Source organism: Massilia antarctica, from assembly GCF_015689335.1.
GTDB classification, from domain to species: Bacteria; Pseudomonadota; Gammaproteobacteria; order Burkholderiales; family Burkholderiaceae_D; genus Telluria_A; species Telluria_A antarctica.
In genome coordinates this window covers 6,750,130-6,770,683 of record NZ_CP065053.1, presented here as the reverse complement: position 1 = coordinate 6,770,683, position 20,554 = coordinate 6,750,130, and the positions used below count along the sequence as shown (strand labels likewise).

Below are 20,554 nucleotides of genomic sequence, written 5' to 3'. Positions count from 1 at the left end.
GGCGGCGGCCACGGTCGGGGCGCCGTTCAGAACTGCTTGCGCATCTTCAGCGAAATGCTCTGGGCATGGAAGCCCCGATGCGCTTCGGCGTCATAGCGCGCCGTCAGTTCGGTGCTGCCGGAGCGCATCAAGGTCACGCCGGCGCCGGCGCGCGCGAACAGCGGCTTGGGATCGATGCCGTTGGTGGTGAACGCCGGTCCGCCGCCGGCGAAGGTCGCCACCACGGCGGTTTGCTCGGCCAGGAAATCATAGCCGAACCCCAGGTTGCCCGAGAACGTCAGATCCTTCGATGGCGAATGATTGAGCTTGGCGTCGGCGTACAGGATCAATTGCTTGGCGCGCTGGCTGTTGACCAGCAGGTTGAGCGCTCCCGCGCCGGTTTCCGCGTACGCCTTGTTCTTGACGGTGGTGTAGTCCAGGCGCATCGATGGGGTCAGATTGGTTTGCTCGCTCATGCGCAGCACCCGCGCGATGCCGCCGGCGGCATGCAGGCTGGTGCCGCGATAATCGCTGCTGGCCACGCGGTTCAGGCCGCTAAAACTGATGAGCCGTTGGCCCTTGGTCTTGTTGGTGCCCATGTCGAGCTGCCAGCTGATGTCGGTGTCGGCGTCCAGGTTGTGGCTGCCGTAGGTCATCAGTTGCAGCAGGTCGATATCGGCCGACTGCGGGCTCACGCCGTTGCCGTCCAGATTGGTCCTGGCATAGGTCAGCGCGAAGCCGACCCGGTCGGCGCTGCTCACAACGCCATCGGCTCCGACGATCAGGCCGCCGCTGTCGGCCTTGTAGCCGGCCGTGCCATCGCGGTCGCTCTGGCGCGCCCAGGCGCCGAACGGCTTGGCCCACAGCGCGCGCTCGCTGCCGTAGCCGTCGCCGGCCGACAGGCCGCGATTGGCTTCCAGGCGCGCCTGCACCACGCGGTCGGTCAGGTTCATGGTGCCGGCAAGGGCGGCGGCGGTGCCGCCGGCAGCCAGCGGCACGGTCTGGCCGACGGCATCGGACACTTCTTTCGCGGTCGACAGCTTGCCCAGCGCGGTGATCACCTGGCCCATGTCGCCGCCGGTGCTGTTGGCGATCAACTGGTCGAACACGCGCGCCGCGCCGCCTCCGGACGAATTGCCGGTGGCTACGATGGCCGAGACGGCGGTATTTGCCGGCGACGGCGGTTGGATCGGTGGCACCGGTGGCGTCGGCACTGGCGTCGGGACCGGGGTTGGGACCGGCACTGGTGTTGGTACCGGCGTCGGGACGGGTGTCGGCACCGGTGTCGGGACCGGTGTCGGGACGGGTGTCGGGACCGGTGTCGGGACCGGTGTCGGGACCGGTGTCGGGACCGGTGTCGGGACAGGAACCGGTGTCGGCACAGGAACAGGGGTCGGCACAGGCACGGGTGTCGGGACAGGAACAGGGGTCGGCACAGGTACTGGCGTCGGGGTCGGTACCGGTGTCGGGGTCGGTACCGGTGTTGGGGTCGGCGTTGGCGTTGGTGTTGGTGTCGGCGTTGGCGTTGGTGTTGGTGTCGGCGTTGGGGTCGGCGTTGGTGTCGGCGTTGGGGTTGGCGTCGGTGTCGGGGTTGGTGTTGGGGTTGGTGTTGGGGTTGGTGTTGGTGTTGGTGTTGGTGTTGGCGTCGCCGAGGCAATCACCAGATCGATGGATTTGCCGTTTTTTACCCCAGTCAGGTCGAACAGGAAGCTGTTGTCGGTCACGGGAATGCTTGCCGCCGTGGTCAAGGTGCCGCTGGCCTTGATCACATCGGGCAGGACGGTGCCGTTGGCAAGTACCGGCGCGCCGCCGACATCGACATCGATGTTGCTGCTGGCCGACATGGTGACATTGCCGGTCACGTTCAGTTTGCCGTAGGTGGTGGCGTTCGTCAGCCCGGTGCGGAACAGGCCGTTGGCAGCCTGGATATAGTCGCCCGTCAAGCTGACGGTATGCCCGGCGGCGACCGAGAGGACGCCGCTGTTGCTCATTGTCGTCGCGCCGATGTTCAGGGCGCTGGTCGAACGCAGGGTACTGGCCGGGCTGATATTCATCTGGGCCAGGCCGGTAAAATTGCCGCCCGGCGTGAACGTGGCGGTATTGAGCGTACCGGTGCCGATATTGACCACGCTGCCGGTGCCACCGGTGACGGTGCCGCTCACGCTGGCGGCGGAGCCGAGGATGTTGAGGGTATTGATGCCGAGCGTGAGGTCGCCGCTCAAGCCGCCGGTATTGCTCACGATGAACGCGTTGCCGCTATTGGTCAGGTCAAGCGACTTGGCGCCGCCGATGGTGCCGCTGTTGGTGATGCCGCCATCGATGACGCTGGTGCCACTGATCGTGATGCCGCTACTGGTGCCGGTGATCGCGCCAAGGTTGTCGATGCCGCCATGCACTTGCGCACTGTCGACGGCGATCCCGATGCCGGTGCTGGTGATGGTCGCGCCGAGCTGGTTGACGATGCCGGAGGCCACGATGTTGGCGCTGTTGCTCACTGAAATGCCGCGCGCGCCGTTCAGGGCGCCGCCGTTGACGATCCCGCCCGCCACGCTGGTGCCGGTCCCGTCGATGCGGATACCGTAGCTGTTGACGGTGGTAATCACGCCGGTGGCAGTGTTGCTGACCGACGCCGCCGTCGAGCCGCCGGTCATGCTCATGCCCTTGCCGTTCGTGCTGGTGATGATGCCGCTATTGGCCAGTTCACCGGCGATCTGGACATTGTTCAGGTTAATCGTGTCGCCGTTGGAGGTAATCGTGCCGGAATTGCTCAGCTTGCCGGAGATGGTGCTGCCGTTGTAACCGACGATGCCGCCTTCCGCCCCGTCCATCAAGCCCCGGTTGATGATGTCGCCGCTGATCTGCGCATTGCCCAGATTAATCGCGCGGCTGCCATGCGTGGCGGCGCCGGTGTCGTTGAGGATGCCGCCGCCGCTGATGGTCGAGGTCTGCAGCTCGATGGCGTGGATGCCGTTGATCGTGCCGGCATTGACGATGCCGCTGGTGATGGTGGAACTGGATATATACATTCCTGCGAAGGCGCCGTTGATGGTGCCGGTCGCGGTATTTTCGATCTGGCCGACAGTGGAACTGCTCTGTATCGTCATGGCATTGGAATTGCCCATGCCTACGGTGCCGCTATTGCCGATCTTGCCGCTCACGGTGGTGGCGAGCAGCGCCAGCGCCGGGTTGCCGCCCTGGGTGCCGATGGTGCCGCCGTTGAGGATATCGCCGGTGAGCGTGACGTTCAGCATGGCGATGCCGCGTCCGTTTTGTCCCGTCTTGTTGCCGATGTGGCCCTGGTTGTCGATGCTGGCGCCGAGTTGCGCATTGCTGATATCGAGGGCGGCAAAGCCGCCGGCGGACGCGATGTCGCCCCCGGCGGCGTTGGTGATGCCGCCCTGCAAGGAACTGTTGACGATGTGGATCGCGCTGCCGTTGACGGTGCTGATCACGCCCGCCGGCCCGTTGCTGATGGCGCCGCCCACCGCGGCGCCGCTCAGGCGGATGCCTTCCTCGGTCACGCCGCCCCACGGTCCGGTGGACGCGATGGTGCCGGTATTGGTGATCCCGCCGCTGAGGGTGCCCATGATGTTGACGCCGACCGCGACCGGGTTGATGGTGCCGGCATTGGTGATGGAGCCGGCGGTGACGCCGGAATTGAGCTCGACGCCATTGTTCGGTGTGTTGGCCAGCGGCACGGTAATCACCCCGGTGGCGCTCACCGTCAGGCTCTCGGCGCTGCCGATGGTGCAGGTGTTATCGATGGTGGTGTTGTCCACCGTAATGATGCCGCCGCTGGCAACCGGACAAGCGGTGCCGATCGCCGAGGCATTGGCCATCACCAGGCAGGCACCGGCGACCAGGGTTGCCATTTGTTTTTTTTGAAAATTGAAATTTGCCATGAGATTAGTCCAGTCCAGGTCGCAATAGTCGTGGGGACGCCCTGCAAAGACCTTGCGCGCGCCCGATGAATCAAGGCTGCACTTGATTTATCTCAAGCCGCCCTTATCCGTATCTGCTTTGAATATAGCGAAACACTATTTTTAAGTAAATGATGTTTCGCTCCGCATACAATGGAATCCGCTTGTGTAACAACACATTGGCTGCGGAGGGGCAAGCGCAATCAGATCCAGTATTCGGTGAGCCGTGCGGCCCATTCCTTGAGGCGGTCGGCCCAGGGGCGCTTGCGCCATTGTTCGAGGGTGATTTCCTTGGAGTCGCGCAGATCTTCCGCAAACGCGCTCTCCATGTCGGTGCCGAAGCCCGTGTCGAGCACCACCACATTGAGTTCGTAGTTGTGCAAAAAACTGCGACGGTCGATATTGGCCGAGCCTACCGTCGACCAGGTGCCGTCGATCACCGCCGTCTTGGCATGCAAGATCGCCATCTGCAGCTGGTGAATCTTGACTCCGTTCCTGAGCAGTTCGTCGTAAAACGCGCGTCCCGCATGGAATACCAGGCCGTGATCGGTCACCCCGGGCAGTACCAGGCGCACGTCCACGCCGCGCCTGGCGGCGGCGCTGAGCGCCTCGACGAACTGGCGGTCCGGCACGAAATACGCCGAGGTGATGTGCACCGATTTCTTCGCTTCCTGGATCGACAGCATGAATGCCTTGTAGATTTCCGACTCGCGCTCGGGATCGGTGGCCAGCACGCGCACGATCTTGTCGCCGACCGGCGCCAAGGGCGGGAAATACTCGCGCTCGGGCAATTCGCCGGCAGCCTGGTTGACCCAGCCCTCGATGAAGTGATATTGCAGCGAGGCCACCGCCGGGCCCTCGATCTTGATGTGGGTATCGCGCCAGCCGACCTTCGTGCTGTCTGTCGTGTCCGGCTTGCGCTTGGAGCGGAAGAAGGAACTGTTGGCGTAGGTGCTGCTGATGTTGATGCCGCCCGTGAACGCGACCTTGCCGTCGACCACCATCAGCTTGCGGTGGTCGCGGTTGTTCAGCTCCCACTTGCCGACCCGCGCCGCCGGATTGACGGGGTTGAAGGCGACCATGGCGATGCCGGCCTGCTTCATGCGCTCGAAAAATTCCTTGGGCGTGGCCAGGGTGCCGACGCTGTCGTAGAGCACGTTGACGGTGACGCCCTGTTTCTGCTTGTCGATCAGGATGTCGGCAAATTGCTGGCCGATGGCATCCTGGTCGAAAATATAGGTTTCCAGGTTGATCGAGGTCTTGGCGTTGCTGGCGGCGGCCATCATTTCCTTCATGGTGGCCGGGCCGTCGAACAGCAGGGTGACCTTGTTGCCCGCCACCAGGGGCACGCCGGTGGCCGCTTCTTCCAGCACGGCCAAGGCCTTCATGTCGGGTGTGGCCCTGGCCCAGCGCCGCGCCAGCAGGTCGGCCGCCTTTTTCTTGTCCATCCGGCCCTTGCCGGTGGTGATCGCCGGATTGGTGCGCGCCGCCGGAGCGTCCGCCAGGCCATTCATCGAGGGCAAGGAGGCGCAGGAGGCCAGGCCGACGGCCAGGGCCAGTACGGCCAGCCAGGCAGCGACGCGGGTGTGTGTCATGGTGATCCCCTGTGTGGTACGGCTTCGGGCGGCTCCGACGGCATGTCCTTGGGCCCGATGAAAAAATCGATGGGGGCGGCCAGGAAGCGCCGTCCGAGTGCTTTTAATAACAGAATACCGTGTTCGAAGTGAATCTTGCGGGCGCGCAGCGCAACTAATAGTGCCAGTCCAAAACTTACCACGAGATTGACCGTGCCGATCGATAAAAATCCGCCGATCGAGGTCAGCGCCACTTCCCAGCTCATCGTGTAATCGAGCGCCACCAGGGCGGTGGCGAAATTGGCGGACGAAAAGGTGACGTGGCGGATGTCGAGCGGCAGGCCGAACAGGAAGCCGAGGGTGCCGATGGTGCCCAGCAAAACGCCGAAGTACATATTGCCCATCAGGCTGCCCAGATTGTTTTCGATGTACAAGGACAGGCGGCGCAGGCGTTGCGCTCCCAGCAGGCGCCCCAGGCCGCGCAGCTGGACGACGCGCTGGGCCATGCGCGTGTACAGCGCCTTGTTGTCGAAGTAGCCCGATATCAGCCCGGCCACGAACAGGCAGACGCCGGCAATGGCAGCGTAGAACAGGGCCGGGCTGTGGATCGGATCGATGTCGTGCAGCAGGTGGGCGGCCTTGTCTTGTGTGACCAGGTGGCGTCCGGTGATGTAGCGGTAGCCGGTGGCGATCAGCCAGGCGGTCGGAATGGCCGTGGCCAGGTTGCCCAGCACGGCGACGCACTGGGTGCGGAACACCTTGTTGATGAGTTCAGCCATGCTGTCGAGGTCGATATTGCGCCCATCCTTGCTCGACAGGCCGGCGGCGATGCGCGAGGCGGTCATGGCCGGCTGCTTGGTGGCCACCGTGAAATGCAGCACGTGGATCAGCATGAAGCCGAGCGAGTAGTTCAGGCTGAACAAGAACGCTTCGACCAGCGGCGCGGCGCGCAGGGTGCCCAGCAATATCTTGAACAGCGCCATGAAGCCGACGATGAAGCCGGCCCCGGCCGAGGACAGGAACATGCCGCCCAGCTGGACGCGGGTGTCGGCGATATAGTGTTCGCCGGTGCGGCTGGCGTTTTCGGTGACGTTGCGGGCCAGCAAGTCGATATTGTCGGCGAACAGGTCGCGCACCGTGTACTTATTGTTGTGCGCTTCGACCAGTTCCTGGGCCAGGGCGATGGCGCCGGCGCGGTGCAGGCTGGTCGGCGGCGCGCTGGCGGGGGTGGCGTCGTTGGCCAGGGTTTCCAGGTCGACGCTGGGGGCGGCCGGCAATTGGCCGCTGACGTCGACCAGGAACAGCAGCTTGCGCAAGCGGTCGATGCTCTGGCTTAGGGCCACCAGCAGATAGGTGAGGGCGACGCTGGTGCCGTGGCTGAGCGCGTTCTTGCGGATCTTGCCGACCACGCTGTCGCACTGGTCGAGCATGACCAGCAGGTGGCGCGCATCGTCCACCTGAACCGCTTCGCCGGCCAGCAGGCGCGCGTAGCCGTCGAGGTAGTGATTGACTTCGATGTTTTGCATCAGGAAGGGTGAATCGAAGTTTTCGATGTCGGCGTGGCTGCTGATCAGGCGCGGCTCGAAGCCGAGCGCGCACACGCGGCAGGACAGGGTGCGGATCGCTTCGAGCATGCCGAGCACGGTGGTGCGGCGTGCGTTGGCCGCGCCGGTGTGGGGCGCGGGGGCGGCGTTCGATACCACGTCGAACAGTTCCAGCCAGTCGGCGGCTGGCACGGTGCGGATCCAGCGGTAGTCGGTTTTCACATACAGCACCTGGTCGATGGCGTCGCTCAGGTACACATCGCCCAGGGCGGGCGGCAGGAAGCGGTAGGAAACGCGGCGTTTCAGTTCGGTGAAAAAGCCATCGTTGGACAGCACGCCGATGTCGGTGTACAGGCTGGCGTGGCGGCGGCTGTCGAGCAGGCGCGTGACATAGCTGCGCAGGGCGGAGGCGTGGGCCGGGTTGCCCTTGAGGAGCTGGCACAGGGTGCGCACCCGTTCCGCGCTGGCGGCAAGGTCGGCGCGCCGGCGCGGGCGCAATTGTTCGACCAGGTCAACCAGGATATCGATGCGGTCGCTGTGGGGGTCGATTCGTTCTAAAGTTGAAAGCATGAAAAATAGCCGGAGCAACAGATACTAAAGACGTAGTGTACGTTGCTGATGCTCGGAAACTGTGTTCGCTAGCGAACACAGCGGCTCGCCGTGGTCAATCGGGGCAGAGCGAGTATTTCTTTTCCCGGCTGCCGTGAATATCGTTGACCAAGGGGTAGGTGATGCAATAGGTGCCAAGCGCCGTCCTGATCTTGTATTTGCGTCCGCCGGCATCGGCATTGCCGGTGGTAATTTCCTCGATCTCGGCTTTTTCAAACAGGGTGGGAGCGCGCCGGGCCGACTGGATGCCCGCGATCAAGCGCTTCTGCGGCGAATCGTCGGGCACGCTGAACTTGTTGAGCGATTGCTTGCGCAAGTCCTTGTCGATCTTGCCCAGGTCGGCCAGCGCGCGCTTGCGGATCGTGTCGGCGGCGCTGGGCGCCGCTGCCGGGGCGGGCTCGGCGAAGGGATCGGGCGGCACCACGGTCATCGACGGCGCCTCGGCCGCGGGGGCGGGCGACGCGGCCGGCAGCGCGATGGCCGGCGCGGGGGCAGCCGGACTTGGGCGCGCCGCGTGCAGCGACGCCGCACGCGGGGCCGGTGCCGGTATGGCGCGGCTTGGCGGCGGGCTCGCGACCGGCCTGGCGGCGATAGCCTCGATCCACTGGATGCGCGGGCCGCTCTCCTCCTCGGGCGGCGGTTTTTTTTCGCGCGTGTGGCGCCACACAAGCAGCAGGGCCGCATGCAGGCCGACCACGAGGCCGATCGTGATCCAGCGCGTGCGGCGCTGAGCAAGAGAATCAGTAGGCATGGCTCATCGATAGGTGGATGCTGAGGTCAAGGGTGTTGAGGTAAATGTATCGTTGCAACATTCTTAATGCTAACAGTTCATGCCGGGTAAGTGCGCTGGCGGCGTTGGAGCGCGGCCTCTAACCGGATGAGGGGAGCGCCGGTCAGCGGCGCCGAGTTCGGTTAAACTGGGAGTAGAACAATGACTGCGAGGCAATTATGTATCTGACTTATTTCAAAGGGCAATGGGCCGAAGGTAATGTGCCGCTGTACGGCGCGATGGATCACAGCGTGTGGCTGGGCTCGTCGGTATTCGATGGCGCGCGCGCTATCCGCGGCCAGCTGCCCGATCTGCGTCTGCATTTGCAGCGCGTGATCGTGTCGGCCGAGCGGCTCGGCCTGCAGTGTCCGCTGACGGTGGACGAGATGGAAGCGCTGGTGCGCGAAGGCGTGAGCAGGTTTCCGGCCGATGCGGAGCTGTATGTGCGCCCGCTGGTGTTCGGCGTCGACGGCTTCCTGGTGCCGGTGCCCGACAAGAGCGGTTTCGCGCTGACCCTGTTCGATGCGCCGATGCCGCCGTTCACGGGCTTTTCGGCCTGCCTGTCGCGCCTGTGCCGGCCGGACGCCAGCATGGCGCCGACCGATGCCAAGGCCTCGGCCCTGTACGCCAACACCACGCGCGCGATCCGCGAAGCGAGCGCGCGCGGTTTCGACAATGCGGTGGTGGTCGACAGCGCCGGCAATGTGGCCGAGTTCGCGACCTCGAACCTGTTCCTGGTCACACCCGAGGGCAAGGTGGTGACGCCGGTGCCGAATGGGACGTTTTTGGCGGGCATCACGCGCGCCCGCGTGATCGGCTTGCTGGCCGAGGCCGGTGTGACGGTGGAAGAGCGCACGGTGCACCCGGACGAGCTGTTGACGGCGCTGGAAATTTTCAACACCGGCAACTACGGCAAGGTCACGCCCTGCATCCGCTACGAAGGGCGCAGCCTGGCCATCGGACCGGTGGCGACCCTGGCGCGCGAGCGCTACCTGGCGTTTACCGGCGCGGCGTAAAGGCGGCGGGCCGCGCCGGCGCCGCGCTTACTTGGCCCCGGCCGGTTTGGTGTCGATCGGCTTGACGTCGCCGCAGTTGGCGCCCAAATACTTGCCCGTCGATGCCATGGTCATGTTGCCCATGGCGCCGGCGGCGCTGGAGGTCATGGTCATGGTCGAGCTGTAGGAATCGGCCTGGTAGGAGATCTTGCCTTCGCCGGACGATGGGGGATTGGTGCAGGTGTAGGAGAAGCTCTGCGTGCCGCCCACCATCGGCCCCTTCTTGTGGGTGCAGTTGCCGCTCTGCGGGCCGACATAGTTGCCGGCCGAATCGTCGATCATTTTCTGGGTGATGCACATCTTCATGGTGACGCTGCCATCGTCGTGGAGGGTGAAGTTGGCCGGGCCCGACTTGCCCATGGTTTTCTCCATTTCCTTGCGCTGCTCCGGGGTCATGGACTTCATGTGCTTTTGCATCTCCGCCATGGCCTTGGCGATTTCCGCGTTCTGCGAGGTGGACTTGCTGGTGTTTTCCCACAGACCGGGCTTCATGGTCTGGGTGGCGGCGCTGGCGGGCGCGAGCGCCATGGTCGCGGCGGAAACGAGGGCGAGGGCGGTCAGGCGAAGGCGTGGGTTCATGGTGGCTCCAGTGTGAATACGCGAGTTTATCGCGAAATGCGCACTGGATGTTGTTCATATAATACGCAAGGCGAAGGGCGGGCCGCAGCCGCCGTTCGCCCCGGCGCGGCTTCAGTTGAAGTCCTCGTCTTCGTCGTCGAGATCGTCGTCAAGATCATCGTCGCGTTCATCGGCGTTGCGCGCCGCGCTATCGTTGCCGGCCTCGGTGTCGCCGCGCGCGCGCCAGGTGGGGTCCGAGCCGACCGCTTCCAGCAAACCCTTGACGCGGCGTACGCGCGCGCTCTGGTTGGCGTTGGTCTGGCTTGGGGAGGTGGCCGGCGCCGCGGCCGGGGCGGGCGCTTCCGCGCTCCAGGATTGCAGAGAATCCAAAAAATGGGCAAAACGCTCCGTGCTCATAGCGTGCTCCTGTGCGAGTGGTCAACCTGCGAAAAGTGGCAACTGCCGACTGCGACGTCGATGCGGACGGCGTTCATTTCAATGCACCTGCATGATCAAGGCGAGCATCCGGACGTAGCCGACTACGTAGGCCATGAGCAGCACCAGCGCGCAGGGCAGGGCCACGGCCCAGGAGTGGCGCGCGTAATCGGTGCCCAGGCGCTCGCGGATGAAGCGCTCCTGGGGACTGGCCTCGGCGATGTACCAGACCAGCAAGAAAATCACGTTACTGATGCGCAAAGGCGACGCTTCGGCGCACAGCAAGGAATAGTAGAAGTTGACGATGACAAACATCAGGCTGAGGGCGAACCACCAGCAGGCCCGCACGGCGCGCTTGGGTTCGCCGAGCGCTTCCCAGTTGCGGATGAGCAGGTAGGCGCCGAACAGGGGCGTAAACAGCAAGCTCCAGCAGGCGGCGGCGTCCGGGTTCCACAAGGTGTCGCGGCGCGCGGCGCTGGCGGCCGCGGTTTTTGAGAGGGAGGTATGTGCATTCATAGGTGCAACTATCGCGTGCCTCCCGCGCCGATGTATTGATCTGGCGCTAGGTTTGCGCCGACATCAGGTGCAACTGGAGATATTGCAACAGCAGGACGGTCTTGCCATCCATGATCTCGCCGCTGGCCATCATCGCCAGCGCCTGGTCGAAACCGAGTTCGAGCACGTCGATATCCTCGCCCTCCGCGGCCAGGCCGCCGCCGTCGCCCACCTTGTGCTCCGGCTCGTAAGCGCCGATGAAAAAATGCAGGCGCTCGGTGACCGAACCGGGGCTCATGAACAGGTCGTAGATCTTTTTCACGTCGTCAATCCGGTAGCCGGTTTCTTCCTCGGCTTCGGCGCGGATGCGCTGTTCGGGGCTGGCGTTGTCGAGCAGGCCGGCCGCCGCTTCGATCAGAAAACCGTCGTGCCCATTGACGAAAGCCGGAATGCGGAACTGGCGCGTGAGCAGCACCGTGCGCCGGCCCAGGTTGTACAGCAAGATCACGGCGCCATTGCCGCGATCGTAGACTTCGCGCGTCTGGCTTTGCCAGCTGCCGTCGCGCCGGCGCAGCGAAAAGGTCAGGCGCTTGAGGATGTACCAGTTGTCCGACAGCAGTTCTTCCTTGTCGATGCGTACTTGTTGTGCTTGCATTGTGTTCCTCTCCGTTGGGCTTGGTGTTTTTCAGAATATCGTGCAGAATCGTGCAGTGTCAAGAAAATACGTGCAGGAGCAAGCATGCTGACGACCCAGCGAAAGCACTATCTGATGGACCTGTTGCGGCGCGACGGGCAAGTGGTGGCGAAAGCCGTGAGCGAGGCGCTGGGTTTGTCGGAAGACACGATCCGGCGCGACCTGCGCGAACTGGCGCGCGAGGGCATGCTGCAGCGCGTGCACGGCGGCGCGTTGCCGGCCTTGCCCGCCTCGCCGGCGCTGGCCGATTTCAATGCGCGCGCGCGCATCTCGCCCGACACCAAGGCCGCCATCGGCCGCGCCGGCGCCGCCCTGGTGGCGCCGGGGCAGGTGGTGTTCGTCGATGGCGGCACCACCACGGGTCATCTGGTACGCCATCTGGCGCCGGATTTGCGCGCCACTATCGTCACCCACAGTCCCTCGGTGGCGCTGGCGCTGCTCGGGCACGAAGGGATCGAGGTGATCATGCTGGGCGGGCGCCTGTACCGCCATTCGGTGGTGGGGGTGGGCGCGGCCACCGTGGAGGCGATTGCCCAGGTGCGGGCCGACCTGTGCTTCCTGGGGGTGAGCAGCATCGACCCGGACGCCGGCCTGTCCACCGGCGACTTCGAGGAGGCGGCCGTCAAGCGCGCCATGTGGCGCGCGGCCGCGCACACGGTGGTGCTGGCCTCCCCCGAAAAACTGGCGACCGCGTCGCCCTACCGCATCGCCGGCGCCGACCAGATCGGGGCCTTGGTGGTGGCGCACGGCACCGACGAGGCCTTGCTGGCGCGCTATCGCGCGCTGGGCGTGACGGTGCACGTGGCCGGGGCGTAAAAAAGCCGGCATCGCAATGCCGGCTGGTGCAGTTGATGCGATACGGGCGCGGAATTAACCGTGGCGGTCCTGCTCGGCGACATAGATCTCGACGCGGCGGTTGCGCGCGCGGCCGGAAGGGTCGTCGTTCGAGGCGATCGGCTCGCGTTCGCCGCGGCCATCGATCATGATGCGGTTCGGCGAGACGCCGCGCGCGGCGAGGAAGTCGCGCGTCTGGGCGGCGCGGTCGACCGACAAGGGCTGGTTGACATTGTCGCCGCCGGTGCTGTCGGTGTGGCCGATGATGGTCACCGTGGTCGACGGGTTGTCCTGCAAGGTCGCGGCGAAGCGTTCGAGCACGGGACGGAAATTCGATTTGATGTCGGAGCGGCCGGTGTCGAAGGAGACGTCGGCGGGCACTTCGAGTTTCAGGCGGTTATCCTGGGTCTGGCTGACCTGGATGCCGGTGCCGCGCGTGGCCTGTTCCATGGCCTGTTTCTGCTGCTCCATGCGGTTCGACCAGATATTGCCGATGATGGCACCAGCGGCACCGCCGATGATGGCACCCTTGCCCGCGTGTCCGCCGTGGCCGGACGAGGCGCCGATGATGGCACCCAAGCCCGCACCGACGCCTGCGCCGGTGGCGGTGCCGCGTTGGGTGGCGGACATGTCGGCGCAACCGGTGGCCAGCATGGTGGCGACGGTGATGCCGATCAGGGATTTGCTCAGGCTATTTTTCATTGTGTGGCTCCAAAAGTAATTAATCCGTTTCGCTGTCACGCCAGGCTGTGCCGGGCGCGACCGCGAAACGGATCGGACATCAATCGATGGCCGGATCGTAGGTCAGCTAGATGCCTCGGCCGCTGATCAAGCGTACCAGAATCATGATGACTGCGACAACCAGCAGAATGTGGATGAAGCCACCAATTGTATAGGAAGTGACCAAGCCGAGCAGCCACAGGATAAGGAGTACGACGGCGATTGTATAGAGCATGATTTTGTCCTCGGTGGGTTTTTATAGACGACTGGTAGGTCGTGATTGCAGTATGCAGAACTCTTGCATGCCGCTCCGTACGCTGGCGTACATTAAGAATAACTTTTTGGTTCGTTTCGCAAGGCTGGCAACCATCCCAATACGCCAGCCAGGCCAACCAGACCGATCAGGCAAGCCACCAGGCCGCCGGCAATCAGGAACACGACGTCCTGGGCCTGCATCGTGGCGCTGCTGCCTGCCGCGACAGGTCCCGCGGCGCTGAAACCGAACAGCGTTACGAGAATGCCCCAAGCTAAAATGCCGACCCAAATCATGCGGTTCATGATAAATCCTTCGTCTCTGGTGATACTGCCGCGCCTTTTGCTGCAGGCGTGAAGCCATTCTCGCGCCAGCTCATCAGGAGATCAGTTCGCTAACACACATTGCAAACAAGAAAAGAAAACGCCCCGGGCTTTCCAGCCAGGAGCGTTGTTTTTTTGTAATTCCTGCCGGGGTCAGCTTGCCGGGCGCAAGGTCCCGTCGACCAGCTTGACCCGGTCGCCGGCGCGCCAGCCGGCCGCGCTTTGCTGATGGAAGGTGCGGGTGGCGCCATCGTCGAGGCGCACCCGGATTTCGTAGCTGCGTGTCGCTTTCATATTGCCTTCGACCTGGTTGCCGACCACGGCGCCGCCCACCGCCCCGGCCACGGTGGCCAGCTTGCGGCCATTGCCGCCGCCCACCTGGTTGCCCAGCAAGCCGCCGAGAATGGCGCCGCCGGCCGCGCCCAGGCCGCTCCCCTGGGCGCGCTGGGTGACTTCACGCACCGATTCGATATTGCCGCAGTGCGCGCACCAGCCGTTGTCCTGGGCCGCCGCTGCGCGCACCTGGGGCGCATGGTCGCGGGCTGCACGTTCGCGCGCGGCCAGTCGATCGGCGGCGCGCTCGCGCTGATCAAGGGCAGCTTGATCGCGCCGCCCGTGCTCGTCGAGCGGGGCCAGGGTGGCCGGCGTCGTGCCCTGCAGTTTGGAGGCGAGCATGGCGCGGTCGATTTCGCTCAGTTCGGTGCGGGCCGGCGTGCCGCCCACGGACGCAGGAAGCCAGCCGAGGATGGCGGCCGTGCCGGCCCCGCAAAACACGATGACCGCGACAGCGGCGGCGAGCAGCAGGGGATGGCGCGTGGCGTGTGCCGCGGGGGAGGTGGGGGTACTCATGCTGTTTCCTTTGGAGTGGATGTCAGTTGCTGCACTGTCGGGTTGATGCGGCTCATTCTCCCGAGGATGGGGCGGTTCATCCGTGCGTCACCGTACATACTTTGCCTATGATTGCCGTTACGCTGATTGAAATTGTTTGTAAATGTATCCGCAGTATTTACCTGGCCTTACCTATCTAATGATCGCTATCCGTTTTGACTTATGGTCGACCACACGCTTTGCCTGCCGGAGGGAGCGATGAAACACGTTTCCGCGGTAGAGCTCGACCACCCGAACGGCAACCAGTTGCTCGCCGCCCTGCCGCATAACGATCTCGCGCGCCTGTCTCCCTTGCTCGAACCGGTGCAGGTGGAAGTGGGCGAGGTGCTGTATGAGCCGGCCGAGCCGGTGCGCTTCATTTATTTTCCGCACGATTGCCTGATTTCCCTGCTCGGTGTGGCGGAAGGGCGCATGACGCTCGAAGTGGGCCTGGTCGGGCGCGAAGGCATGCTGGGCGCGACCGTCGCGCTGGGGCACGATACCGCGCAGACGCGCGCCATCGTGCAGCGCGCCGGGTGCGCGAGCCGCATGGACAGCACCAAGTTCCGCACCGAGTTCGCGCGCAATCCGGCGTTGCAGCGGGTGCTGTACCGTTATACCGATACCTTGCTGGCGCAGGCGATCCAGATCGCCGTGTGCAGCCGTTTCCACGTGCTCGAAGCACGCCTGGCGCGCTCGCTGCTGATCACGCGCGACCGTCTCAAGTCCGATAAATTCCACCTCACGCACGAATTCCTGGCGCATGCGCTGGGCGTGCGCCGGGTCGGCGTGACCAAGGCCGCCAGCGCCCTGCAGCAGCAGGGCTTGATCATCTACAGCCGCGGCAATATCGAAATCCTCGATGTGCGCGGCCTGGCCGCGGCCTCCTGCAAATGCTATGAGATCGTCAAGGAAGCCGGCGCCTGCGCGCTGTCCACCGCCTTCGTCTGAACCGGTCGCGGCGGCCTACGGATCCTGGCGCTGGCCGGGAATCTTGTCGCGGTATGCCATCCATTGCCGCAGACCTTGTTCCGGAACCGGCGATTGCTCGAGGAAGGTGCCGGCCGAGGTACCCATCGCCTGCCATCCATGGCGCAGGCACCATTCCATGCTGGGGGCGACGATCGCTGCGCTCGCGCGCACATGCAGCATGATGCTGTTGAGCGGATCGTCGTCCGACAGATTGAAACCGACCGAGCCGGCCGGGCCCTGGTAGTCGCCCCACGCCGGGTCGCGCCAGCCGGCGCCGGCGAACAGCGCGGAAATGGCGGCCTGGATCTCGGCCCGGCTTCCCATCGGCAGGCAGGACTCGTCATTGCCGATCTGGTCGACATGAGTATACGTGCGCGAAAACTTGCAAACGAAAACATCCCAGCTCATCGATTCTCCTTGTTTGTCCCTCCATGATCAATCAGCAGACGTAAAAAAACCCCGCGAACGGGGTTTTTACAATCAGGCAAGCCGGATCATTTCGGTGGCTTGACCTGGTTGCCGATCACGCCGCCGACGGCTGCGCCGCCAACGGTGCCGACCGCGCTGCCGCCGGTCAGGACGCCACCGACCACTGCGCCGGCTCCGGCGCCGATGGCCGTGTTCTTATCCTGCGCCGACATGCCGGCGCAGCCACCCAAACCGAGCGCTACCGTTACCAGTGCCGCGCTCATGACCACTTGCTTGATTGTTTTCATCTTGAACCTCGTTGAATCGCTTGTAGCTTATTTCATGCGAATGTCGTTTTTCACCGATTTCACACCCTTGACTTCGCGGGCGACCTTGCCGGCGGTAGCGATGCTGTCCTGGGCTGCAACGAAGCCGCTCAGCTGAACAACGCCTTTGTAGGTTTCAACGTTGATTTCAGCAACTTTCAGGGTTGGCTCGTTGACGATGGCCGCCTTGACGCTGGTGGTGATGACGCTGTCGTCAACGTACTCGCCGACGCTTTCTTTCTTTTCGGTCGAAGCGCAGCCGACAACGGTGGTCAGCATCAGGGCGGCGAGCAGGGTCGAAACGATTTTCAGGTTTTTCATGGTGTATTCCTCTATGGTGGTGTCTATGTTGTTATGCGTTCGGCGGTGCGTGTCGCCCAACCGATAGACGTAGAATAGGCCCGGACGAGCTCGTGGTCTGTTCGCCAACGCACATAGATGAGAAAACGCAATTTTTGTGACTTTATCGGCGCCTCGTCTTGCCCGGCGGCGGGGCCACCGGCTTTTCGCGCGCCTCGGCCAGCAGGCGCGCGCAGCCGCTGTCCTTGCCCGGTCCGGCGTTGACCAGCGGCAGCAGGGCGGCCGCCGGCGCCGCCAGCCCGAGCGCCACGGCGCCGCCGGCCTTCAGGGCCAGCATGCCCTTGTCGACGCTCACGTCGGGCTTGGAGAAGCTGCCGCGCACGTGCAGGGGCGAGCGCAGCGAAAAGATGCGCAAGCCCTTGGTCTTGGGGTCCAGGGTCAGGTCCATCTGTTCGTTGGCCAGGTTGATGGTGCCGTCGGCCGTGATCGCCGCCTCGTCGGTATCGACGACGAAGGTGCGCGTCTGCATCAGCCCGTTGGTGACCTGGAAATCGGTGGCCATGCAGTTGAGCTTGACCTGCTTGTCGCCGAACAGCTTGGTCAGAACAATATTCCCGATATTCAGGCCCATCTGTTCGAGCAGCATCTTGCTCACCGTACCTTCGTCGATCAGTGCCTTGATTTCACCGTTGGCGGCGCCCAGCAGGGAGGCCACCGAATCGCCGGTGCTGGACAACTGGGCGTCGCCGTTGATCTGGCCGACAGTGGCCTTCATTTCCTGGATCGACGGGAACAATTCCTTGATGCGGATATGGCGCGCGCTGACCTTGGCGGTGGCCTTGATGGCTTGCTTGCCGCTGCCATTCGCGCTGCCGTCGAGCTTGATGGTCGAGCTCATGCTCCCGCCGGCCATCTGGAAGTTCATCGGCGCCAGGTTGAGCACGCCATCCTTGAGGATCAGGTGGGTGTCCAGTTTGCTGATCGGCAGCTGCTTTACGCGCACGATGCGCTCGGCCGCGTAGTGCACGTCGGCGTCGATGGCGGTCCAGCGTTCGGTACGGAAGGATTCGACCGGCAGCACCTTGCCGGCCGGCTGCACCGTATCGACGCCACGCGCTTGCTTGCTGGCGTTCGAGTCGGCGCCCACCAGCGGGCCCAGGTCGGCGAATTGCAGCAGCTTGGACGAGACCGTGCCGCTCAGTTTGCCGCGCGGCTTGCCGGTCTGGTATTCGAGGCGGCCGGCAATGTCGCTGGAACCGACCTTGCCGGTGAATTTGTCGTAGACCCAGCGGCTGCCGGTCTCGCCCAGTTCGCCCGTCAGGCGGCCCTCGGTGCGAAAGGCCGGCGTTTCAGGCAGCAGCAGGCCGGTCAGGGTATACAAGCGCGCCATGCTGGCGCCCGAGAGCTTCAGGCGCAGGTCGAGCGCGGCCAGCCTGGTCGGCTTGGTGACCGTGCCGTCGACTTCGATATGGGTTTTCCCCACGCGCAGATCGGCCTGCACCGGATAGGGGGTGGTCTGCTGCTTGAGCGAGAGCACCGCGCCCGCCTTGCCGCCGCCGGTCACGGGGCCGCCGTGGTAGGTGCCGTGCAGCTTCCAGCTGATGCCGTAGGTGGAATCGGCGTTGACGGTATCGACGTCGGCGGTCAGCTCGAGTTTTTCCATCGCATCGTTGAGCTTGACCACGCCCTTGGTGAAGATCACCCGTTCGAGGTCGAGTTTCCAGCGCGCCGGCTTGTCTTCCTGGTGGAAGGTCCAGTTGTTCTTGCCATCCTTGTCGCGGCGCAGGTCGACCGCCGGGGCGTCGAAGCGCAGCACGGGAATCGAGATGGTCTTGTGCAGCAGCGCGAACGGATTGAGCGAAAACGAAAACTGCTTCACCTTGGCCATGTCGCCGCTCCCTGCGCCGGGCGCCCCTACGCCGGGTGCCCCTACGCCGGGTGCGTCCATGCCCTGCGGCTGGCCGACGTGGACATCGTTGGCGACCAGGTGCGGCCAGGGCACCAGGTCGCGCCAGGTGCGGCCGCGCTCGGCCATGGCGGCGGCCGGTTTTTCCCAGCTCAGGTGCAGGTCGCCGGCGATGACGACGGGGCGGTCGAGCGCTTCGCTGGCCTTGGCATTGAGCCAGGGCCTGGCCTTGTTCCAGTCGTAGGTGAGCAGGATGGCCAGCGCGATGGCGGCAATGGCGACGACCACGGCGACGATGGCGAGAATGATTTTGGTGCGGCGCGCGCGCGGTGTGCGGCCGGAAGGTAGCGGGGCGGCTTGACTCATGACTATCCCTATTGTGAAAGTAAGAACAGCTTAAGCGATAAGGGGTGCTCGCCTGTGTGCGTTAGCGCACGGTCGCCAGGGCCCTTGCGCGCAAAACATTTGCTATGTGCGGCAGCGAACCGAACTTGCCAATAAATCAGCTTATAACGTTATCACGACATCATTACACCTCATGGAGAAACCCGATGAATGCACAAATCAAGCGTCAAGTCAGTCAAGTTCTTTGCGCCGCCCTGGTTATGACACTGGCCGCTTGCGCCAGTTCGCAAAAAGCCCCGGCAACGGCCGACGTGGCTGTATCGAAGAACGCGGTCGACAACGCAGTGAGCGCCGGCGCCGCCGACCTGGCTCCTGAAGAAATCAACGCTGCCCGCGCCAAGATGATGCGTGCCAACGAAGCCCTGGCCGCCAAGGATTACAAGCTGGCGCGCGAACTGGCGACCCAGGCCCAGGCCGATGCCAAGCTGGCACAGAGCAAGGCCAATTCGACCAAGGCCACCAGCGCCGCCAATGCCTTGCAGGACGACCTGCGCGTGCTGCGCGAAGAAGTCGACCGCGCCAACAAGCCACAACAATAAAAACAGTGTCACGCCGCGCGCCCTCACAGCGGCAGCGCAGGCCGATTGGTCCGCGCACAGTACGACCCAGAGCACAAGAAAACGAATGATTATCGCGCCCCGTGCGCCACGACAAGAAAAGGAAACACCTCCATGAAACATACATTGATCAAGTCCGCCATCCTCGCCTCCGTCCTCGCCTTGGGCGCATGCAGCAGCGTGCCGACCACCACCCCCTTGCTGGACCAGGCCCGTGGCGATTTCGTCGCCGCCAACAATAATTCGCGCGTGTCGACCTTCGCCCCGCTGGAATTCAAGCAAGCCAGCGAGGCACTGGAACAAGCCAACGCCGCCGCCGCCCGCAAGGAAAGCCTGGAGCAGATCGACAAGCTGGCCTACCTGGCCAAGCAAAAAATCGCCACCGCACAGGAAGTCGCCAAACAGAAGCAGGCTGAAGCCGATATCGCCGCTTCCGGCAAAGAGCGCGACGCCGTGCGCCTGGAAGCGCGCACCGCCGAAGCGGACCGCGCCAAGATGGATGCCGCCGCCTCCAAAGCCGCCGCCGCCGCCGCCAACGCTGACGCCGCCGCCGCCCAGAACCAGGCCGCCGCCGCCCAAGGCCAGGTTGCCGCCGCCGAAGCCCAGACCCGCGAAGCCCAGGCCCGCGCCGCCCAGCTCGAAGCCTTGATGACGGATTTGCAGGCCAAGAAGACCGAACGCGGCCTGATCATCACCATCGGCGACGTGCTGTTCGGCGTGAACCAGGCCAACCTGACCCCGAACGGCCAGGCCACCCTGCGCAAGCTGGCTGATGCCTTGGCACAAGCCCCGAACCGCACCGTGCTGGTCGAAGGCTTTACCGACAGTACCGGCAGCAGCGCCCATAACCAGCAATTGTCCGAGCGCCGCGCCACCTCGGTGCGCGCCGCCCTGGTCGACATGGATGTCGCGCGCGACCGGGTCGCCATGCGCGCCTACGGCGAAGCCTTCCCGGTCGCCCCGAACGATACGGCCGGCAACCGCCAGATGAACCGCCGCGTGGAAATCGTGCTGTCGAACGAAGGCGCGACCATCGCGCCGCGCCGTTAAT

General features: G+C 64.3%; 21 protein-coding genes. 5 read left to right on the top strand and 16 right to left on the bottom strand.

Annotation, left to right across the window (positions count from 1 at the left end; genetic code table 11):
* Positions 1 to 26: 26 nt before the first annotated feature.
* The 4 genes from IV454_RS29720 to IV454_RS29705 all read right to left on the bottom strand — a co-directional run bounded on the left by IV454_RS29720 (position 27) and on the right by IV454_RS29705 (position 8,377).
* Positions 27 to 3,851 carry an autotransporter outer membrane beta-barrel domain-containing protein gene (locus IV454_RS29720; protein ID WP_206089229.1) on the bottom strand — a complete coding sequence of 1,275 codons (3,825 nt, stop codon included), beginning with the start codon at positions 3,849 to 3,851 and terminating at the stop codon, positions 27 to 29.
* A 251-nt stretch (positions 3,852 to 4,102) separates the two neighbouring features.
* Positions 4,103 to 5,494, bottom strand: a complete 1,392-nt coding sequence (gene cls, locus IV454_RS29715) for a cardiolipin synthase (RefSeq protein WP_206089228.1) — start codon at positions 5,492 to 5,494, stop codon at positions 4,103 to 4,105.
* A complete protein-coding gene (locus IV454_RS29710) occupies positions 5,491 to 7,587 on the bottom strand; it encodes a site-specific recombinase (protein ID WP_206089227.1) in 2,097 nt (698 codons plus the stop codon). The genes cls and IV454_RS29710 overlap by 4 nt, the downstream gene beginning before the upstream one ends.
* Before the next feature lie 94 nt (positions 7,588 to 7,681).
* Positions 7,682 to 8,377 carry a hypothetical protein gene (locus IV454_RS29705; protein ID WP_206089226.1) on the bottom strand — a complete coding sequence of 232 codons (696 nt, stop codon included), beginning with the start codon at positions 8,375 to 8,377 and terminating at the stop codon, positions 7,682 to 7,684.
* 197 nt (positions 8,378 to 8,574) lie between these two features.
* On the opposite strand from IV454_RS29705, the gene IV454_RS29700 reads away from it, so the two are divergent.
* Positions 8,575 to 9,411: a branched-chain amino acid aminotransferase gene (locus tag IV454_RS29700; RefSeq protein ID WP_206089225.1), complete on the top strand. Its 837-nt coding sequence runs from the start codon at positions 8,575 to 8,577 to the stop codon at positions 9,409 to 9,411.
* A 27-nt stretch (positions 9,412 to 9,438) separates the two neighbouring features.
* Here the strand turns inward: IV454_RS29700 and IV454_RS29695 are convergent, their stop codons facing one another.
* The 4 genes from IV454_RS29695 to IV454_RS29680 all read right to left on the bottom strand — a co-directional run bounded on the left by IV454_RS29695 (position 9,439) and on the right by IV454_RS29680 (position 11,593).
* Positions 9,439 to 10,029, bottom strand: coding sequence for a DUF3617 domain-containing protein (locus IV454_RS29695; RefSeq protein WP_206089224.1), 591 nt, complete (start codon positions 10,027 to 10,029; stop codon positions 9,439 to 9,441).
* Between the two features lie 111 nt (positions 10,030 to 10,140).
* Entirely contained in the window at positions 10,141 to 10,425 is a 285-nt protein-coding gene (locus IV454_RS29690; protein ID WP_206089223.1) for a hypothetical protein, read from the bottom strand.
* Positions 10,426 to 10,503: 78 nt separating this feature from the next.
* Complete coding sequence (locus IV454_RS29685; protein WP_206089222.1) at positions 10,504 to 10,959, bottom strand: hypothetical protein; 456 nt, start codon at positions 10,957 to 10,959, stop codon at positions 10,504 to 10,506.
* Between the two features lie 46 nt (positions 10,960 to 11,005).
* On the bottom strand, positions 11,006 to 11,593 hold the full coding sequence (locus tag IV454_RS29680; RefSeq protein ID WP_206089221.1) for an NUDIX hydrolase: 588 nt from the start codon (positions 11,591 to 11,593) through the stop codon (positions 11,006 to 11,008).
* Between the two features lie 84 nt (positions 11,594 to 11,677).
* Between IV454_RS29680 and IV454_RS29675 the strand changes: the two genes are divergently transcribed.
* Positions 11,678 to 12,448 carry a DeoR/GlpR family DNA-binding transcription regulator gene (locus tag IV454_RS29675; RefSeq protein WP_206089220.1) on the top strand — a complete coding sequence of 257 codons (771 nt, stop codon included), beginning with the start codon at positions 11,678 to 11,680 and terminating at the stop codon, positions 12,446 to 12,448.
* Between the two features lie 54 nt (positions 12,449 to 12,502).
* On the opposite strand, the gene IV454_RS29670 is transcribed toward IV454_RS29675, so the two are convergent.
* The 4 genes from IV454_RS29670 to IV454_RS29655 all read right to left on the bottom strand — a co-directional run bounded on the left by IV454_RS29670 (position 12,503) and on the right by IV454_RS29655 (position 14,611).
* Positions 12,503 to 13,168: a YiaD family glycine zipper/OmpA-like lipoprotein gene (locus tag IV454_RS29670; protein WP_206089219.1), complete on the bottom strand. Its 666-nt coding sequence runs from the start codon at positions 13,166 to 13,168 to the stop codon at positions 12,503 to 12,505.
* A 106-nt stretch (positions 13,169 to 13,274) separates the two neighbouring features.
* Positions 13,275 to 13,421, bottom strand: coding sequence for a lmo0937 family membrane protein (locus IV454_RS29665; protein WP_103170603.1), 147 nt, complete (start codon positions 13,419 to 13,421; stop codon positions 13,275 to 13,277).
* A gap of 92 nt (positions 13,422 to 13,513) precedes the next feature.
* Positions 13,514 to 13,744 (bottom strand): hypothetical protein, encoded by a 231-nt coding sequence (locus IV454_RS29660; protein ID WP_206089218.1) that lies wholly within the window; start codon positions 13,742 to 13,744, stop codon positions 13,514 to 13,516.
* 171 nt (positions 13,745 to 13,915) lie between these two features.
* On the bottom strand, positions 13,916 to 14,611 hold the full coding sequence (locus IV454_RS29655) for a glycine zipper 2TM domain-containing protein (RefSeq protein ID WP_206089217.1): 696 nt from the start codon (positions 14,609 to 14,611) through the stop codon (positions 13,916 to 13,918).
* A gap of 237 nt (positions 14,612 to 14,848) precedes the next feature.
* Between IV454_RS29655 and IV454_RS29650 the strand changes: the two genes are divergently transcribed.
* Positions 14,849 to 15,580, top strand: coding sequence for a Crp/Fnr family transcriptional regulator (locus IV454_RS29650; RefSeq protein WP_206089216.1), 732 nt, complete (start codon positions 14,849 to 14,851; stop codon positions 15,578 to 15,580).
* 15 nt (positions 15,581 to 15,595) lie between these two features.
* Here IV454_RS29650 and IV454_RS29645 read toward each other — a convergent pair whose 3' ends face one another.
* From IV454_RS29645 to IV454_RS29630, 4 genes are all read right to left on the bottom strand, one after another.
* Complete coding sequence (locus tag IV454_RS29645) at positions 15,596 to 16,009, bottom strand: hypothetical protein (protein ID WP_206089215.1); 414 nt, start codon at positions 16,007 to 16,009, stop codon at positions 15,596 to 15,598.
* Positions 16,010 to 16,095: 86 nt separating this feature from the next.
* Positions 16,096 to 16,317 (bottom strand): YMGG-like glycine zipper-containing protein, encoded by a 222-nt coding sequence (locus IV454_RS29640; protein WP_054263431.1) that lies wholly within the window; start codon positions 16,315 to 16,317, stop codon positions 16,096 to 16,098.
* Between the two features lie 27 nt (positions 16,318 to 16,344).
* Positions 16,345 to 16,656 carry a BON domain-containing protein gene (locus tag IV454_RS29635; protein WP_206089214.1) on the bottom strand — a complete coding sequence of 104 codons (312 nt, stop codon included), beginning with the start codon at positions 16,654 to 16,656 and terminating at the stop codon, positions 16,345 to 16,347.
* Between the two features lie 142 nt (positions 16,657 to 16,798).
* Positions 16,799 to 18,907: an AsmA family protein gene (locus tag IV454_RS29630; RefSeq protein ID WP_206089213.1), complete on the bottom strand. Its 2,109-nt coding sequence runs from the start codon at positions 18,905 to 18,907 to the stop codon at positions 16,799 to 16,801.
* Positions 18,908 to 19,092: 185 nt separating this feature from the next.
* Between IV454_RS29630 and IV454_RS29625 the strand changes: the two genes are divergently transcribed.
* Together IV454_RS29625 and IV454_RS29620 are read left to right on the top strand one after the other, a co-directional pair.
* On the top strand, positions 19,093 to 19,485 hold the full coding sequence (locus IV454_RS29625; protein ID WP_206089212.1) for a DUF4398 domain-containing protein: 393 nt from the start codon (positions 19,093 to 19,095) through the stop codon (positions 19,483 to 19,485).
* 132 nt (positions 19,486 to 19,617) lie between these two features.
* Positions 19,618 to 20,553 (top strand): OmpA family protein, encoded by a 936-nt coding sequence (locus tag IV454_RS29620; RefSeq protein ID WP_206089211.1) that lies wholly within the window; start codon positions 19,618 to 19,620, stop codon positions 20,551 to 20,553.
* The last annotated feature ends 1 nt before the right edge of the window (position 20,554 follow it).